We start from the raw sequence: 17,662 nt of genomic DNA, 5'->3' as shown, positions 1-17,662 counted from the left end.
TTAATTTTCTATTTTAGATAGTTTGGAACCTTATTAATGTATAAACTTGTTGTATTAGATATGGATGGCACCCTATTAAATAGCCAAAAAGAGATTACAGAGAGAGTAAGAAAAGCCATTAATGCAGCAAAGGACATCGGAATTAAAGTTGTACTGGCTTCAGGCAGACCTATTGATGGAATGTCACCTGCATTAGAAGCCCTTAGTTTAACCACTGTTGATGATTATGTACTGACCTGTAACGCATCATTAACACTGAATGCTGGATCTAGAGAAGTTATTCGCAGTGAATTTTTAACAGGTCAGGATGCGCGCGACTTATATCATTTATCTGTTAAATTAGGTGTTAATACGCATGCTTACTCTGCTAAACAGGGATTAATCACTCCTAAAACCAGCAAATATACTGAGCATGAAGCCGACATCAATCAAATTAAAATTAATATCTGCGATTTTACAACACTCGAACCTGATCATGAAATGCTGAAAATCATGATGATTGACGAAGCGGATCTGCTCACGGCGGCCATTAACCGCTTACCGGATAGTCTTCAGGAAAAATACAGCATGGCACAAAGCGCCCCCTTTTTTTATGAATTTATGAGCAAAAAAAGCGGCAAAGCAAATGGTGTCATAGCCCTTGCGGCTTACCTTGGTTTTACCCAAGAAGAGGTTATTTGTGTGGGTGATGCGGGTAATGATTTGGAAATGATTCAATACGCCGGTTTGGGTATTGCCATGGCGAATGCAACCGATGATGTAAAAGCCGTGGCTGATTACATCACCTTGAGTAACGATCAAGACGGTGTTGCACATGTTTTTGAAAAGTTCATATTAGCCTAGTAGGCAATTGAAGCTGTTCCCGTTTTACAATAAATATAGATTCAAACAGGTTAATATTTTCTCAGAAAATCTTAACCTGTTATGTTATGCACAACAGATTTCTTTTAATTTAAGCGCTCTCTTTATTAATTTAACCTCGATTCATTCTTCCTTATAACAAAAAGTTCCTTACGACAAAAACTATCCTCTGCGCCTTGTTACTCTACTGATTGTTATCCGCTAATGATTATTCGGCTAATTGCATATAAATAAGCGCTTAAGCACCCATGAACATTATGAACAAAATAGATTTAAAATATTAAATTTCCATTATTTGCTATTACTAGTCACTCCCCTTCGTAAAGACTAATATCCTTGCAACCTGAATCCTTTTGAGAAGTTAATCTGATTTAAGTTGTTGATTTTTATATAACCCGGCCATGCACTGATGCTGAATTTTGTATCTTAAAATCCCTAGGTTATAAACCCTTACAGTCATTACACTCTAAGTAAAAAATAAGGAATATTTATTATGCTCAATAATATTAAAAAATGTCTTTCCTATTCAATCATAGCTGCAAGTATTGCCACGCTATCAACTGCGGCATTGGCCGCTGACTTAGCTGAAATACACTTTATTATCCCCGGGGGGGCCGGTGGAGGTTGGGACATGACAGCGCGTGGCACCGGTGATGTCTTAATGAAAGAAGACTTAGTTGATCAGGTCTCCTACCAGAACCTTTCTGGCGGCGGAGGCGGCAAGGCGATTGCACATTTAATTGAAACAGCAGAACGTCAGGAGGATACTTTAATGGTTAACTCTACGCCAATTGTTATCCGTTCTCTTACGGGCATTTTCCCCAATTCTTTTCGTGATTTAACCCCTGTGGCGTCAACAATTGCTGATTATGGCGCGATTGTTGTGGCTGCGGATTCAAAATATACCGACTGGCAACAAGTTGTTGCCGATTTTAAAAAGGATCCTAAAAGCGTAAAAATTGGCGGAGGATCTGCACGCGGCAGTATGGATCATCTCGTCGCGGCAGCCGTATTCAAAGGGGAAGGTTTTAACCCTCGTGAAGTACGTTACATTGCCTATGATGCCGGTGGTAAAGCAATGGCAGGGCTACTTTCTGGCGAAACACCTCTTTTGTCAACGGGCCTCGGTGAAGTATTAGAAATGTCAAAAAGCGGTCTGGTTCGTATTCTTGCGATCACTGCACCTGGACGTCTGGCGGCTGCGCCAAATGTCCCCACTTTGACTGAAATGGGTAATAATACTGTTTTTGCTAACTGGCGCGGTTTCTTTGCAGCCCCGGGTGCAAGTAAAGAAAAACTGGCTGAATGGGATAAAACCTTCACCGCCATGTATAAAACTGACCAATGGGCTACCGTTCGTGACCGTAATGGTTGGATTGATAACTATAAAAATGATCAAGACTTCTACGCATTTTTAGAAGAGCAGGAATTACAGATGGGCGACCTGATGCGCGAACTCGGATTCTTAAAATAATCTGCTAAGCGTTTATCCCGCAGGGTATTGGCTGATGCCATTAAAAATACCTTGCTGGATAACTTCAATTAAACGCATTTTTTATCAATAACCGTCAACTAATAATTGCCTTCGATGGTTATTTCTCATTTTACAGACTCTGGAGTATTCCATGAAGTTAAATTCTGCTTCTCTATTATGTCGTGATCGCGTAGGTGGATTAATCTTTTTGATTTTTTGCCTAACTTACGGTTACCAGACAACCCTCATTCCCTCTTATCCTGGTGATGAATATGCCCCCTTTACTGCCCGCACATTGCCATGGATGTTAACAAGTGCTGGTGTTTTATTATCACTGTTATTAATTGTGACGGCACAGCCCAATGAAAAAAGCGGCGCAACGCTTGATTTTGATTGGCGGTTATTAATTACTTTTATCCTGTTAATGACGGCATACGGTTTTGGTTTAACCTGGGTAGGTTTTATCTTAGCAACCAGTTTATTTTTATTAGCCGGTTTTTGGGTTTTAGGCGAGCGCAGAAAATCAGTTTTATTGGGTGCTTCATTCCCCTTCGTTACTGCTTTTTGGCTGTTGTTAACCAAGGGTCTGGACATTTACCTTGAACCGGGTTACCTGTTCTTAAGTCTTTAGGAGAAATTTTATGATCGATGGAATTTTAGCTGGCTTATATACAGTTATGTTACCAACCAACCTAATGATGGTCGTTATCGGCTGTTTTGTCGGCACTTTTATCGGCATGTTACCTGGCCTGGGTCCTATTTCAGCGATTGCCCTTATGATCCCTATTACCTATGGTTTAGAGCCTTCATCGGGCATGATTTTAATGGCAGGTGTTTATTATGGTGCTGTCTTTGGCGGTTCAACCTCTTCAATATTAATTAACGCACCGGGGTGCTCTTCAACCGTAGTCACCGCCTTTGATGGTTACCCTATGGCCCAAAAAGGTCAGGCCGGTAAGGCCTTAGCACTCGCGGCATACGCTTCATTTACCGGAGGCACCTTATCAGCCATTATGCTCTTAATCGCAGCACCCGCGTTAGCCAAGGTTTCCTTGAGTTTTCAGTCAACGGATTATTTTGCCTTAATGCTGGTCGGATTATCAGCGGTTGCCGCTTTTGCCGGTAAGGGACAAGTACTTAAAGCCTGGATGATGACTATTTTAGGGTTAATACTGGCCACAGTAGGTATTGACAAAGGGATAGGCGTACCGCGTTTTACCTTTGGCTTGACTGACTTATTGGATGGCTTTAGTTTTTTATTACTGGCGATGGCGACCTTTGCACTGGGTGAAACCCTGATGGGTATTTTAAAACCGGAGGATAAATCAACAGAAGAGCAAAGCTCAATTAAAGACCTTGGCAGTATGAAAGTGACCAAAGAAGAATTTAAAGAATTAGCACCTGTTTCAATTCGCTCTTCTATTCTTGGTTTTTTTGTTGGCGTACTTCCCGGTGCCGGCGCGACTATTGCTGCATTTTTAAGTTACGGCTTGGAACGAAATATTGCGCCCAAAGATAAACGTGAAGAGTTTGGTAAAGGCAGTATGCGTGGTTTAGTCGCGCCGGAATCTCCCAATAATGCAGCATCAAGCGGTTCATTTGTGCCACTTTTAACCCTGGGTATTCCAGGATCGGGGACTACTGCGATTATGTTAGGCGCACTGATCTCATACGGTGTACAACCAGGCCCAAGACTTTACATCGACAACCCTGAAATTTTCTGGTCGGTTATCATTTCCATGTATGTCGGTAATATTGTTTTAATGGTGTTAAATTTACCTTTGATTCCATATATATCCAAATTGCTTGCCGTGCCAAGAACCGTATTGTTACCGATGATTATCTTCTTTTCGATAACGGGTGTCTATCTGGTTTCCTTTAATACCATGGACGTCTTTATTATGATTGCGGTTGCGATTGTTGCCATATTTCTGCGCCTGGCAAATTTCCCGCTGGCGCCTTTATTATTAGGCTTTATTTTAGGGGGCTTAATGGAAGAAAATCTGCGCCGATCCCTGATGTTAAGTGACGGTCAATTAAGCTTTTTATGGGAACGTCCAATCACCCTGGCTTTCACCGCGACGGCAGTATTAGTGATTGTCACTCCGCTTCTGTTAATGGCCTTTAACAGATATCGTAATCGCCCAATGAAAATGCAGGAGAATAACTAAACAGAAGGTTATCTTCATATTTTATAACCGCGTTAAGTTAGCTAACCCAGTAACATAAAATAATGACTATAAAAAAACAGCGCAGATGCGCTGTTTTTTTATCTGTAAAATTTGTGATCTTGGTGGGAAATTTAAGATTGAAACAATCAAAAAATCCTGATTGTCGACAATGATGTTGATTTAAGGCTAAAAAAAAGGGATTATTGACTTCTACCTCACAAATTGTAGACAACGCGATGAATCAGAGCATAGAAATAAAAGAACAAACAAAATCAGAAAACTTAACTGAACAGCTGATTGAAGCTATCGTAAGTGGTGAATATAGCCCTGGAAGCAAAATATCAGAAACGGAACTTGCCCGTTTTTTTAATGTCAGTCGCGGTCCGCTTCGTGAAGCAATGATGCGTATTGAGGCGCTTAATTTAGTTGAACGAATTCCCCATGTAGGTACCCGGGTTGCCACCTTAAGCCAGGAAAAATTAATTGAAATTTATGCGGTAAGAGAAGCGCTGGAAGGAATGGCTGCCAACCTTGCCTGCAAACATATTACCGAGCAGGAAATTGCAGGTTTAGAAATGTTATTAGAGCAGCATCAAGAGCATATTGAACAGGTGGACGGGGCTTCCTATTTTCATCAACACGGTGATTTTGATTTTCATTACCAAATTATTAAAGCCAGCCGCAATAGCAAACTGATCACTTTATTATGTAATGAGTTATATCACCTGCTGCGCATGTACCGTTACCAGTCACCCAGTACGCAGTCACGCCCGACACTCGCCCTTAACGAACATTTTCATATACTCACCGCAATCAAAGAACGCGATGCTGAACTTGCCGAAATGTTAATGCGCCGGCATATCAAACGCAGCCGGGAATTAATCGAAAACCAACTGATAGAAGAAGGAAAAAACTAATGACGCCAGGTAAAAAATTCAGACAAGCACTTATCAATAATAAACCGCTGCTGAAATGTTAATGCGCTGGCATGTCAAACGCAGCCCGGAATTAATCGAAAACCAACTGATAGAAGAAGGAAAAAACTAATGACGCCAGGTAAAAAATTCAGACAAGCACTTATCAATAATAAACCGCTGTTGAAATGTTAATGCGCTGGCATGTCAAACGCAGTCCGGAATTAATCGAAAACCAACTGATAGAAGAAGGAAAAAACTAATGACGCCAGGTAAAAAATTCAGACAAGCACTTATCAATAATAAACCGCTGCAGATAGTTGGCACCATCAATCCTTACTGCGCCATGATGGCAGAGCAACTTGGTCATCAGGCCATTTATCTGTCTGGTGGAGGTGTCGCCAATGCTTCTTATGGTTTACCTGATTTGGGCATGACCTCATTAAACGATGTTATTGCTGATGTGCAGCGTATTACATCCGCATCTGCTTTACCTTTACTGGTTGATATCGATACCGGATGGGGAGGCGCTTTTAATATTGCTAAAACTGTTCGCGATATGGAAAAAGCCGGCGCGGCAGCTGTACATATTGAAGATCAAGTGTCCCAAAAACGTTGCGGTCACCGCCCTAATAAAGAGATTGTTTCCACACAGGAAATGGCAGATCGCATCAAGGCTGCAGTGGATGCACGTATCGACAGCGACTTTTTTATTATGGCACGCACCGACTCCTTCGCCCAGGAAGGCTTAGAATCTGCCATTGCACGCGCACAAGCCTATGTTGCAGCCGGCGCTGATGGTATTTTTGCTGAAGCCATCAAAACGGAAGCGCACTACCGTGCATTTTCGAGAGCCTTGAATGTGCCTATTCTTGCCAATATCACAGAATTTGGTGAAACCGAATTATGGAATAAAAAACAACTCGGCGAATGGGGCTGCGCAATGGTGCTCTATCCTCTTTCCGCTTTCAGAGCCATGAATAAAGCCGCTGAATCAGTTTATAAAACCATACTTGTCGATGGTGATCAAAAAGCAGTGGTCGATACGATGCAGACACGAATGGAGCTATACAAATACCTCGGCTACCACGATTACGAGCAAAAACTTGACGAATTATTTGCCGATCAAAAAAACAAGTAACGTTGAGTCATCTTGACAATAAATTCAATTAAAAATTTAATAAATATAAGGAAAGTATATGAGCAATAAAAAAGCGGGCGGTGCAGGTCTTCGTGGACAAAGCGCAGGTGAAACAACATTATGTACTGTTGGGCAATCCGGTAGTGGCTTAACCTATTGTGGTTACGATATTGCAGATCTTGCAGAGAATGTTACTTTTGAAGAAGTTGCTTATTTGTTATTTAATGGCGAATTACCGACGCAGCAACAGCTTGATAGTTATAAAACAGAGCTCAATACGCTGCGTGATTTACCGCAAGCTTTAAAGGAAGTGTTAAAGCTTATTCCTGCCAATTCACACCCGATGGATGTGATGAGAACAGGTTGTTCTTTTTTAGGCAATCTTGAACCTGAGGCTGATTTTTCCGAGCAAAAGCGGGCTTCAAACAGATTGCTGGCAGCATTTCCTGCGATCATGTGCTACTGGTACAGATATTCTCACGATGGTGTTGAAATCGATTGTCAGACCGATCAGCCGACACTTGGCGGACACTTTCTGAAATTATTAAAGGGTGAAACAGCCTCGTTACAACATCAGCGCGTAATGGATGTATCATTAATTTTATATGCAGAGCATGAGTTTAATGCCTCTACCTTTACGGCGCGTGTTTGTGCATCAACGTTATCAGATATGTTCTCCTGTACCACAGGTGCCATTGGTACCCTGCGTGGTCCATTACATGGCGGTGCAAATGAAGCAGCCATGGATATGATTGAAAAATTCACTTCACCGGAAGATGCTAAAGAGAAAATGGGATTAATGCTGGAACGCAAAGAAAAAATCATGGGCTTTGGTCATGCTATCTACAAAACCTCTGATCCGCGTAACATTATTATTAAAAAATGGTCAGAAAAACTGGCAAAAGAAAATGGTGACACTTCTTTATATGATATCTCGGTTGCCTGTGAAGAATTTATGTGGGATACCAAAAAATTATTTTGTAATGCCGATTTCTTCCATGCTTCAACCTATAACTACATGGGTATTCCAACTAAACTGTTTACGCCAATTTTTGTCTGTTCACGCTTAACCGGTTGGGCTGCACATGTGATGGAACAACGTGCCAATAACCGTATTATTCGCCCAAGTGCAGATTATACCGGTAGCGCACCGCGTAAGGTCATCGCCATCGCTGAACGTGAAGCATAATCAGTAAAGCAGGAATAAATTATGAATGATAATTACCGTAAACCCTTACCGGGTACAAGCTTAGACTATTTTGATACGCGTGAAGCCGTTAACAATATCAAAAAAGGTGCCTATGAAAAATTACCTTATACTTCACGCGTGTTCGCTGAAAATTTAGTACGCCGCTGTGCACCTGATAAATTAGTCGATTCACTGAATCAACTAATTGAGCGTAAACAGGATTTAGATTTTCCCTGGTATCCTGCCCGTGTTGTTTGTCATGATATTTTGGGGCAAACCGCGTTAGTTGATTTAGCCGGATTACGCGATGCAATCGCACTAAAAGGTGGCGATCCCGCTAAAGTTAATCCCGTTGTACCAACCCAACTGATTGTGGATCACTCTCTGGCCGTTGAACATGCGGGCTTTGAAAAAGACGCCTTTGAATTAAATCGAGAGATTGAAGACAGACGTAATGATGATCGCTTTCATTTTATTAATTGGACTAAAACTGCCTTTGAAAATGTGGAAGTGATCCCGCCCGGTAACGGCATTATGCATCAAATCAATCTGGAAAAAATGTCTCCGGTTATTCAGAGTCGCGAGGGTGTCGCCTTTCCTGATACCTTAGTGGGGACAGACAGCCATACCCCGCATGTTGATGCGTTAGGCGTACTAGCCTTGGGTGTCGGCGGATTAGAAGCTGAAAGTGTGATGTTAGGCCGCGCATCCTATATGCGTATGCCGGACATTGTTGGGGTGCATCTTTTTGGCAAACGCCAGGAAGGTATTACCGCAACCGATATTGTATTGGCCATTACCGAATTTTTACGTAATCAAAAAGTGGTCTCCTGTTACCTGGAATTCTATGGTGAAGGCGCGGCCAATTTAACCCTGGGCGATCGTGCTACTATCTCCAATATGACCCCGGAATTTGGTGCCTCGGCGGGCATGTTTTATATCGATAAAAATACCATTGAGTACTTAAAATTAACCGGCCGTGATGAAAAACAAGTTGAATTAGTTGAAAACTATGCCAAACAAACCGGTCTGTGGGCAGATGATTTAGTTAATGCTGAATATGAACGGGTGATCGATTTTGATCTGTCTGCTGTAGGCCGTAATATTGCCGGGCCATCAAACCCGCACCGACGCGTTTCAACCGCCGATCTTGCCGCAAAAGGCATCTCCGGCGTAGTCGAAAACGAAGCCGGCAAAATGCCAGACGGCGCCTGTATTATTGCCGCTATCACCAGCTGCACTAATACCTCTAACCCGCGTAATGTGATTGCAGCAGCATTAGTTGCAAGAAATGCCAACAAACTGGGTTTAACCCGTAAACCTTGGGTTAAAACATCACTGGCCCCAGGCTCAAAAACCGTTCAGCTTTACCTTGAAGAAGCTAATTTATTAACTGAACTGGAAGAGCTTGGTTTTGGCATTGTCGGCTTTGCCTGTACAACTTGTAACGGCATGAGTGGTGCATTGGATCCAAAAATTCAGGAAGAAGTCATTGAGCGCGATCTTTATACTACGGCGGTGCTCTCGGGTAACCGTAACTTTGACGGTCGTATTCACCCTTACGCTAAACAAGCTTTTATTGCATCACCTCCGTTAGTTGTGGCTTATGCCATTGCCGGTACCATTCGCTTTGATATTGAAAATGATGCGCTGGGCATTGATCCTGATGGCAACAAGATCACCCTTAAAGATATTTGGCCAAGCGATGCTGAAATTGATGAGATAATTACCCAGTGTGTAAAACCTGCTCAATTTAAAGCCGTTTATGAGCCAATGTTTGACATTAAAGTTGATTACGACGAAGAACTTGAAAAAATCAGTCCCGTTTATGACTGGCGCCCGGAAAGTACTTATATCCGCCGTCCTCCCTATTGGTCAGGTGCATTAGCCGGCGAACGGACACTAAAAAATATGCGTCCCTTGGCAGTACTTGGTGACAATATTACAACGGATCATTTATCCCCGTCGAATGCCATTATGTTAGACAGTGCAGCTGGGGCATACCTTGATAAAATGGGCTTACCGGAAGTTGACTTTAATTCCTATGCAACCCATCGGGGCGATCACTTAACGGCACAACGAGCTACCTTTGCCAACCCTAAGCTGTTTAATGAAATGGTCAAAAAAGATGGCGAGATTCAGCAAGGCTCACTTGCCCGCGTTGAGCCCGAAGGCAATGTAATGCGCATGTGGGAAGCGATTGAAATTTATATGGCACGTAAACAGCCGTTGATCATTGTCGCAGGTGCAGATTACGGTCAGGGATCATCACGTGACTGGGCAGCAAAAGGCGTCCGACTCGCCGGCGTTGAAGTCATTGTTGCTGAAGGTTTTGAACGTATCCACCGTACTAACCTTGTGGGGATGGGGGTTCTGCCAGTTGAATTTATTAATGCTGAAAATCGCCATACTTATGCCATTGACGGCACTGAAACCTTTGATGTAATTGGCAAGCCGACACCCGGTGCCCTGTTAACCTTAATCATCAATCGCCCCAGTGGTGAAACGATTAATGTTGAGGTCAAATGCCGATTAGATACCGAAGAAGAGGTATCAATTTACGAAGCGGGCGGTATTCTGCAGCGCTTTGCGCAAGATTTTATCGAGTCATCAAAGGAAGAGGTTTAAACATGACGGATAAAACAGCTGACTATCTGCCGCAACTCAGGATCCCCGCTACTTATATGCGCGGGGGAACCAGTAAAGGCGTTTTTTTTAATTGTCAGGATTTACCCCAGGCGGCGCAAGTTGCCGGGCAAGCACGTGATGCTTTACTGCTGCGTGTTATCGGCAGTCCAGATCCCTACGGTAAACAAACCGATGGGATGGGCGGCGCGACCTCCAGTACCAGTAAAACGGTTATTCTTTCCAGCAGTGAAAAAAATGATCACGATGTGAATTATCTCTTTGGTCAGGTTGCCATTGATAAAGCCTTTATAGACTGGAGTGGTAATTGTGGCAATTTATCAGCAGCTGTTGGCGCATTTGCTATCAACGCAGGTTTAGTCGATAGCAGCCGCATTCCTGCTAACGGGATTGCCGTGGTACGTATCTGGCAGGAAAATATCAGTAAAACCATTATCGCCCATATTCCTATTTGTGATGGCGAGGTACAGGAAATGGGTGACTTTGAGCTTGATGGTGTCACTTTCCCTGCCGCTGAAATTAAAGTCGAATTTATCGACCCTTCTGATGCTGAAAATAGAATGTTTCCCACGGGCAATATTGTTGATCAGTTGGACGTTCCAGGTATTGGTAATTTTAAAGTAACAATGATTAATGCAGGTATTGCCACTGTTTTTTTGAATGCAAAGGAACTGGGTTATCAGGGTACTGAGCTGCAGGAAGCGATTAATTCGAATCCTAAGGCGCTTGAGATGTTTGAAACCATACGTGCTTTTGCGGCCCTAAAAATGGGACTCATTGAGCATATTGATCAAGCAGTCACGCGGCAGCATACGCCTAAAATTGCTTTTGTTAGCAAGGCGCAGGATTATATTGCCTCTAGCGGTAAATCTATTAATAAAGAGCGAATAGATTTGCATGTGCGCGCTTTGTCTATGGGGAAACTTCACCATGCAATGATGGGTACGGCGGCAGTCGCTATCGGTACAGCCGCGGCGATACCAGGCACCTTAGTCAATTTGGCAGCAGGGGGTGGCGAGCGCCAGTCGGTTACCTTCGGTCATCCTTCGGGTGTCTTAAAGGTCGGTGCACAAGCCAGCCTGCAAGATGGCCAATGGTCGGTCGATAAAGCTGTTATGAGCCGCAGCGCACGTATCTTAATGGAAGGCTGGGTACGTATTCCGGCAACCACTCTATAGACTAATTTTACAGGCATTAATAAAAGGAAATATGATGATTTCTGCATATCAAAATGAATTTAATCGCGCTAAGAATGATCCTCTGACTTTTTGGCAGGAACAGGCCAAAGCCATAGAGTGGTTTAAATTTCCGGAAAAAATATTAAGCAAAGACGAAAACGGTATTGATAGCTGGTTTGCTGATGGGCAGATGAATACCGCCTATCTGGCACTCGATTATCATGTTCTAAACGGCCGGGGTGATCAAACTGCACTGATCTATGACTCACCTGTCAGTGGAAAAAAACAGCAGTATACCTACAAAGAATTAACCGATCATGTTGCTCGTACGGCCGGCATGCTCGCGGATCTTGGCGTGGTAAAGGGCGATAGAGTCATTATTTATATGCCGATGATAGCAGAATCGGTAATGGCAATGCTCGCATGCGCACGTTTAGGGGCGGTTCACTCCGTCGTATTCGGCGGGTTTGCACCGAATGAACTGGTGATCAGAATCGAAGATGCTGAACCTAAAGTGATTATGACCGCATCCTGCGGGATTGAAGTCAAAAAAATAATTCCGTATATGCCGTTGATCAATAAAGCGATGGCCGATAGCCGCTTTAAGCCTAAAAATGTGGTGGTTCTGCAGCGTGACGAATACCCGGCTGAACTTACCGAAAACAGAGATATTGACTGGGCCGAGCAGGTTGCAATATCTGCCCCTCATGATTGTGTTCCCGTCAGTGGCCGTGATCCCCTGTATATACTTTATACCTCGGGTACAACGGGAAAACCTAAGGGTGTTGTCCGTGAAAACGGCGGTCATGCAGTGGCCTTGAAATACAGCATGTCGACCATTTACGATGCAAAACCAGGTGATGTTTATTGGGCAGCATCGGACGTCGGCTGGGTGGTGGGTCATTCATACATCGTTTATGCCCCGTTAATTCATGGCTGCACCACTATTCTCTATGAAGGTAAACCGGTAAGAACTCCTGATCCGGGCGCTTTTTGGCGGGTTTGTGAAGAATACAAAGTTAATATTTTGTTTTCAGCTCCCACCGCATTTCGGGCAATTAAAAAAGAAGATCCGGAAGGCGAGTTAATTAAACAGTATAAAATGCCCGACTTACGCACTATTTTTATGGCTGGAGAACGTTTAGATCCCCCGACTCTGGAATGGGTACAGTCCAAGACTCACCTTCCAGTGATCGATCACTGGTGGCAGACTGAAACGGGCTGGGCAATTTCAGGCAATCCTCTGGGGCTAGAGACTTTCCCATTGAAACCAGGATCGTCAACTAAACCGGTCCCGGGTTTTCAGGTAGATATTTTAGATGAGGCCGGCGAGCCTTTACCGCCTAACACTCAGGGTTACATAGTTATTAAATGCCCTTTGCCGCCAGGTTGTTTAACGACGGTTTGGCGCCATCATGAGCGTTTTCAATCTGGATATTTAACCCAGTTTCCGGGTTATTATGTCTCTGGAGATGGCGGTTATATCGATGACGACGGTTATCTGTTTGTGATGGGCCGTATTGATGATGTGATTAATGTCGCCGGACACCGGTTATCCACGGGCGAAATGGAAGAAGTGCTGGGCGGCCATCCCGATGTCGCCGAGTGTGCCGTTATCGGTGCACATGATGAGTTAAAAGGACAAATGCCAATCGGCTTTGTGGTATTAAAAGATGGTCATTATTCCGTGGACGGTAATGTTGAAAAGGAGCTGATACAAAAAATACGTGACGACATTGGCGCGGTTGCCAGCCTTAAACGGGTTCTTGTGGTAAATCGTCTGCCTAAAACACGATCAGGTAAGGTCCTGCGCAGAACTATTAAGCAAGTTGCCGACGGTGAGCAATATACTATGCCTTCGACCATTGATGATCCGAGCAGCATCACTGAAATAGAAAGCGCTCTTCAACCTCAGAAGTAGCTACTACACCCCATTAAGCGTTACTTTATTTCGTTGCGCTTAATGGGTATTCTCAGCCACGTGTTTTTTTATAAGTCCTTTCCGGTCTGCCGACCGTACCGTAGTGTAAATCCGCCTGTAATTCACCGGCGCTAATAAGGTGCTCCAGATACCTTCTTGCCGTAGTGCGGCTTGCTCCAATAAGCTCTCCCGATTTATCTGCTGTTATCTGTGCATGTTGATCAAACAACACCCGCACTTTATCCAGCGTCATTTTATCGATACCTTTAGGCAGATGCCCTCCCTGAGTGGTGCCGGTGAAGGCATTAAAAATCATTGAATCAACCATACTCTGATCTAAATCATCTATGCTGCCAAGCTTGTTTTTTTGTTTTAAATATTTATGCAGCGCTTCCTGCAGACGCGAAAAGACCACGGGTTTAAGCAGGTAATCAACCACCCCACCGCGCATCGCCTGCTGCAATGTTTCAACTTCTCTGTCCGCTGTAATTAAAATCACATCGCAGGCATGCTCCTGCTGGCGAAGATACCTTAAAATATCGAGTCCATTTCCATCGGGGAGATAGAGATCCAGTAAGACCAAGTCCGGGGCTAAAACATCTAATAATGTTTCCGCCTCATTTTTACTCGTTGCAATGCCGATCGCATCAAACCCCTCTATTTTCATCAAATTACGACGATGAATTTCGGCTATACCCAAATCATCTTCAATGATTAACACTTTCACATTTTGATCATTTAACATTTATCCGTCCTTTTGTCAGTATTTTGGGTATATAAGCGGTCATCCGTGTGCCTTTTTTGTCTTGGTCTTCCATAATCAATTGACCTTTATATTGAGTAATAAGTTGATTTACTAAATAAAGACCCACTCCACGATGCTGACCCGGTTTACTCGATACACCTCTTTGCAGCAGCGCTCGATGCTTAAACTGTTCCGGTAAACCACAACCATTATCTTCAACTTCGATAATAATTTCCTCCCCGAAATCGGTGATACTGATAGACACTTTTTTATCTTCTGTATGTAACGACCGATCAGAAAGACAGGCATCAAAGGCATTATCGATAAAATTGCCTAAAATGGTGACCAGGTCTTCAGGACGCATAGGTTCGTTGAGTTGCTGCAGTCGCGAGCCGTCGTCGATATCGAGCACTAACCCTAATTCCCTCACTCTTTCGCTCTTTCGCTTTTACCCAATAACACACCGGCAATAATCGGCTCAAGAATCGCTTCACGCAAAAATTGAATAAGATATTGGTAACGTTCGCTTTCCTGCCCGATTAAGCACAATACTTCCGTTGTTTTACCGAGTTGAATCAAGCCGCTAATGGTATTCAGTTTATTTCTATGTTCATGGGTTTGTGAGCGTAATAAATCTGCATATTCGCGAATTTGTGAGAGTTGTTTGGTCAGTTCAGTAATTTCATTCTTAAGCCGGAAGCTCGATACCGCGCCAACGACCTCCCCCTCAACAATAATCAACTGCCGATTGGCAATAATCGCTTGTCCATTAAGAATTGCATCAACATCGTTTTCGGCATGATGAGTTAGCAACACATCCGCTAAATCACAATCAGGTAACACTGTTTTTAGATGTCCATGCAGTACCTGTTCGGTTTTAATATTTAATATCTGACAAGCACTCTGGTTAATAGAGGTGATGTGACTGTTTTTATCGATACTGATAATACCTTCTTTGATGGTACTTAAGGTTACCTGCAGTTCCATATAAAGCCGTCCAAATTCCTCCGGTTCAAATCCCAAAATCGCATGCTGAAAACGCCGCGCGGTAAAATTAGAAATAACCGCATTAGCCAGCACGACCAGCAATGCCATGGTTATCAAAAAAACAGGAAAGGGTAAGCTTTATCATCAATGGTACTGACCAAATAGCCCACCGAGACAACCCCGATAATATTCCCTGCGGGATCATAGACAGGGGTTTTCCCGCGGACCGAATTACCTAAAGAACCTTTTGCATAAGAAACATAGGAGAGTCCTTCTATCAACGCATCATCATTATCGCCTCCCTGCATCTTCTGACCAATTCTTTCAGCAACCGGATGAGAATAGCGAATACCATTTATATCGCCAACAACAATAAATGCCGCATTGATTGAGTTACGCATTGTCTCAATATCATGCCGGATTAAATCAACATCTTGATTCTGCAGCGCATCAAGCACCATCGGAGTAGTTGCTAAAAATTTTGCGATGCCTAACGCGGTATTACCACTATCCTGTGCCTCAGAATCTTTTAAATACATAAAACCGGCAACAGATAAAATTAAAAGTTGAATTAAGCCGGAAAGAGTCATAATAACCAATAAGCGGTGTCTGAAACTGAGCTTATTACATTTATAAAGCTTATTATTTGGCATGGTTATTTGGCATAGTTATTTATCATTCTTATTTAATATAGTTATTTAGTATGGTTATTTTCATTTTATTGAAGGATTAAAAACCTTGAACACTAACAGTAAATGATAATCATTACCCAAGCAGCGCTTCAAAAAATGAAATTAAAGAAAAATTTATTTGTATTATTAACTGCTATTTTTGAAATGCACCGGTAAATCTATTCTGCTATTATGATCCATCTAATCTATTCCGAGACAAGGCACTCTTGTTTCATCTAAATTTTCATATAGGAAGTTGTTTATGAGTCTTGCCGACAAAGTATTAGCTGTTAATAATGATCTACCCATTCGCTCCACACAACCTGTGCACAGTGGTAAAGTACGCTCAGTCTATTGGTTAACAGAATCCGATAGCCGCCGTCTAATCGCAGAAAAAGGTTATAATGTTGCAGCCGATGCGCCACTGGCTATTATGGTTATTAGTGATCGTATCTCTGCTTTTGATTGCATTTGGCACGCAGAAGGTGGCATGAATGGCGTACCGGGAAAAGGGGCTGCCCTTAATGCTATTTCTAACCATTGGTTCAAACTGTTTAAGGATCAGGGACTCGCTGATAGTCATATCTTAGATATCCCCCATCCGTTAGTTTGGATAGTACAAAAAGCCCGACCGGTAATGATTGAAGCGATTTGCCGTCAATATATCACCGGTTCAATGTGGCGCGCTTACGAAAAGGGGGAACGTGAATTCTGTGGTATTGAAATAGCAGATGGGTTGAAAAAAGATCAAAAATTACCCGAATTACTGACCACACCTTCAACTAAAGGAATTCTTGAGGGGATTCCCGGCGTAGCAGCCGTGGATGATGTCAATATTACCCGTCAAAATATAGAAGATAACTTTGCTGCTTTTAACTTTACCACAACACAAGACATTGCTCTTTATGAGAAATTATTAAAAGAAGGCTTTAACGTTATAAGTCATGAATTAGCTAAAATCGGTCAGATTTTTGTGGATACTAAATTTGAATTTGGTTACGTGAAGGATAAAGCGGGCAATGAGAAACTCATCTATATGGATGAAGTGGGTACACCTGATTCATCGCGGATTTGGGATGCGGCAGAATACCAAAAAGGGAATATTGTAGAAAACTCTAAAGAAGATTTCCGACAGTTATTATTAAATCACTTCCCTGATCCGGATATTCTGTTAAACAAAGACCGGATGGCGGAGAGAAGTGATCTTGCTAAAAATAATGCCCTTCCAGCGGCAGTATTAATGAAAATATCTGCAACCTATATTAGCATTGCTGAAAAAATCATTGGTCATAAAATAACACTTTCGGATAATCCAAAAGCTGAAATCATTGAAATTCTTGACAGGCAGTATGGTTTAATTGACTAGAAATATTCTAAAATAATAATAGCAGGGATTTTTCCTGCTATTTATACTTACTGAGACCTGTTTGGAAAGTGGAACATAGGCCCACCTTGGATATTGAACGGTTAAAACTGCACTTGAAAATATAAAAAAAGATCCATTAAGCTATAATTTATCAACAAGCAACGGATTTTCTCTTAAGGAAATTATTATGAAGGGCTGGGCAGTCGCTTTAATCATCATCTTTATTTTAGGCATAATAATTTCCAACTTATTGCTCTTAAAACAAACGGCAAATATGAAAGTGCCTGGCTCTATATTACGCGCAATAAAAGAAAAAAAAGAGAAAGCATTACAGAAAGAAAAAGAAAAACCAAAAGCTAAATAATCTAATGGTTTTTCCTGTTTATTTTATTACCGGG

Annotated in this window: 16 protein-coding genes; 12 read left to right on the top strand and 4 right to left on the bottom strand. The window is 42.5% G+C overall.

Features of this window, described 5'->3' with window-relative positions; all coding sequences use genetic code 11:
• Positions 1 to 36 precede the first annotated feature (36 nt).
• The 10 genes from PING_RS09765 (at position 37) to PING_RS09720 (ending at position 13,495) form a co-directional block, all read left to right on the top strand.
• Positions 37 to 843 carry a Cof-type HAD-IIB family hydrolase gene (locus PING_RS09765; protein WP_011770210.1) on the top strand — a complete coding sequence of 269 codons (807 nt, stop codon included), beginning with the start codon at positions 37 to 39 and terminating at the stop codon, positions 841 to 843.
• 511 nt (positions 844 to 1,354) lie between these two features.
• Complete coding sequence (locus tag PING_RS09760) at positions 1,355 to 2,335, top strand: tripartite tricarboxylate transporter substrate binding protein (RefSeq protein ID WP_011770209.1); 981 nt, start codon at positions 1,355 to 1,357, stop codon at positions 2,333 to 2,335.
• A 151-nt stretch (positions 2,336 to 2,486) separates the two neighbouring features.
• On the top strand, positions 2,487 to 2,966 hold the full coding sequence (locus PING_RS09755) for a tripartite tricarboxylate transporter TctB family protein (RefSeq protein ID WP_011770208.1): 480 nt from the start codon (positions 2,487 to 2,489) through the stop codon (positions 2,964 to 2,966).
• Positions 2,967 to 2,976: 10 nt separating this feature from the next.
• Positions 2,977 to 4,506, top strand: a complete 1,530-nt coding sequence (locus PING_RS09750; protein ID WP_011770207.1) for a tripartite tricarboxylate transporter permease — start codon at positions 2,977 to 2,979, stop codon at positions 4,504 to 4,506.
• 203 nt (positions 4,507 to 4,709) lie between these two features.
• Positions 4,710 to 5,423, top strand: coding sequence for a GntR family transcriptional regulator (locus PING_RS09745; protein WP_011770206.1), 714 nt, complete (start codon positions 4,710 to 4,712; stop codon positions 5,421 to 5,423).
• 259 nt (positions 5,424 to 5,682) lie between these two features.
• Positions 5,683 to 6,561 (top strand): methylisocitrate lyase, encoded by an 879-nt coding sequence (gene prpB / locus PING_RS09740; RefSeq protein WP_011770205.1) that lies wholly within the window; start codon positions 5,683 to 5,685, stop codon positions 6,559 to 6,561.
• 58 nt (positions 6,562 to 6,619) lie between these two features.
• Positions 6,620 to 7,750: a bifunctional 2-methylcitrate synthase/citrate synthase gene (gene prpC / locus PING_RS09735; protein WP_011770204.1), complete on the top strand. Its 1,131-nt coding sequence runs from the start codon at positions 6,620 to 6,622 to the stop codon at positions 7,748 to 7,750.
• 21 nt (positions 7,751 to 7,771) lie between these two features.
• Entirely contained in the window at positions 7,772 to 10,378 is a 2,607-nt protein-coding gene (gene acnD, locus PING_RS09730) for a Fe/S-dependent 2-methylisocitrate dehydratase AcnD (RefSeq protein ID WP_011770203.1), read from the top strand.
• 2 nt (positions 10,379 to 10,380) lie between these two features.
• Complete coding sequence (gene prpF, locus PING_RS09725) at positions 10,381 to 11,574, top strand: 2-methylaconitate cis-trans isomerase PrpF (RefSeq protein ID WP_011770202.1); 1,194 nt, start codon at positions 10,381 to 10,383, stop codon at positions 11,572 to 11,574.
• A 34-nt stretch (positions 11,575 to 11,608) separates the two neighbouring features.
• Complete coding sequence (locus tag PING_RS09720) at positions 11,609 to 13,495, top strand: propionyl-CoA synthetase (protein WP_011770201.1); 1,887 nt, start codon at positions 11,609 to 11,611, stop codon at positions 13,493 to 13,495.
• A 52-nt stretch (positions 13,496 to 13,547) separates the two neighbouring features.
• Here the strand turns inward: PING_RS09720 and PING_RS09715 are convergent, their stop codons facing one another.
• Genes PING_RS09715 through PING_RS21390 form a run of 4 tightly spaced genes read right to left on the bottom strand, consistent with a single transcriptional unit; the run spans position 13,548 to position 15,880 of the window.
• Complete coding sequence (locus PING_RS09715) at positions 13,548 to 14,240, bottom strand: response regulator (RefSeq protein WP_011770200.1); 693 nt, start codon at positions 14,238 to 14,240, stop codon at positions 13,548 to 13,550.
• Positions 14,230 to 14,670, bottom strand: coding sequence for a sensor histidine kinase (locus tag PING_RS21400; protein ID WP_232279422.1), 441 nt, complete (start codon positions 14,668 to 14,670; stop codon positions 14,230 to 14,232). The genes PING_RS09715 and PING_RS21400 overlap by 11 nt, the downstream gene beginning before the upstream one ends.
• Positions 14,667 to 15,335, bottom strand: coding sequence for a sensor histidine kinase (locus PING_RS21395; RefSeq protein ID WP_232279421.1), 669 nt, complete (start codon positions 15,333 to 15,335; stop codon positions 14,667 to 14,669). Before PING_RS21395 ends, PING_RS21400 begins: the two co-directional genes overlap by 4 nt.
• A gap of 5 nt (positions 15,336 to 15,340) precedes the next feature.
• Positions 15,341 to 15,880, bottom strand: a complete 540-nt coding sequence (locus tag PING_RS21390) for a sensor histidine kinase (RefSeq protein ID WP_232279420.1) — start codon at positions 15,878 to 15,880, stop codon at positions 15,341 to 15,343.
• A 280-nt stretch (positions 15,881 to 16,160) separates the two neighbouring features.
• On the opposite strand from PING_RS21390, the gene PING_RS09705 reads away from it, so the two are divergent.
• Both PING_RS09705 and PING_RS19940 read left to right on the top strand, forming a co-directional pair.
• Entirely contained in the window at positions 16,161 to 17,264 is a 1,104-nt protein-coding gene (locus tag PING_RS09705) for a phosphoribosylaminoimidazolesuccinocarboxamide synthase (RefSeq protein WP_011770199.1), read from the top strand.
• 187 nt (positions 17,265 to 17,451) lie between these two features.
• Positions 17,452 to 17,628, top strand: coding sequence for a DUF2897 family protein (locus tag PING_RS19940; RefSeq protein ID WP_083761745.1), 177 nt, complete (start codon positions 17,452 to 17,454; stop codon positions 17,626 to 17,628).
• Positions 17,629 to 17,662 lie beyond the last annotated feature (34 nt).

The organism is Psychromonas ingrahamii 37, from assembly GCF_000015285.1.
GTDB classification, from domain to species: domain Bacteria; phylum Pseudomonadota; class Gammaproteobacteria; order Enterobacterales; family Psychromonadaceae; genus Psychromonas; species Psychromonas ingrahamii.
Note: the sequence above shows the minus strand (reverse complement) of the source record. Positions and strands in the feature narration are given on the sequence as shown.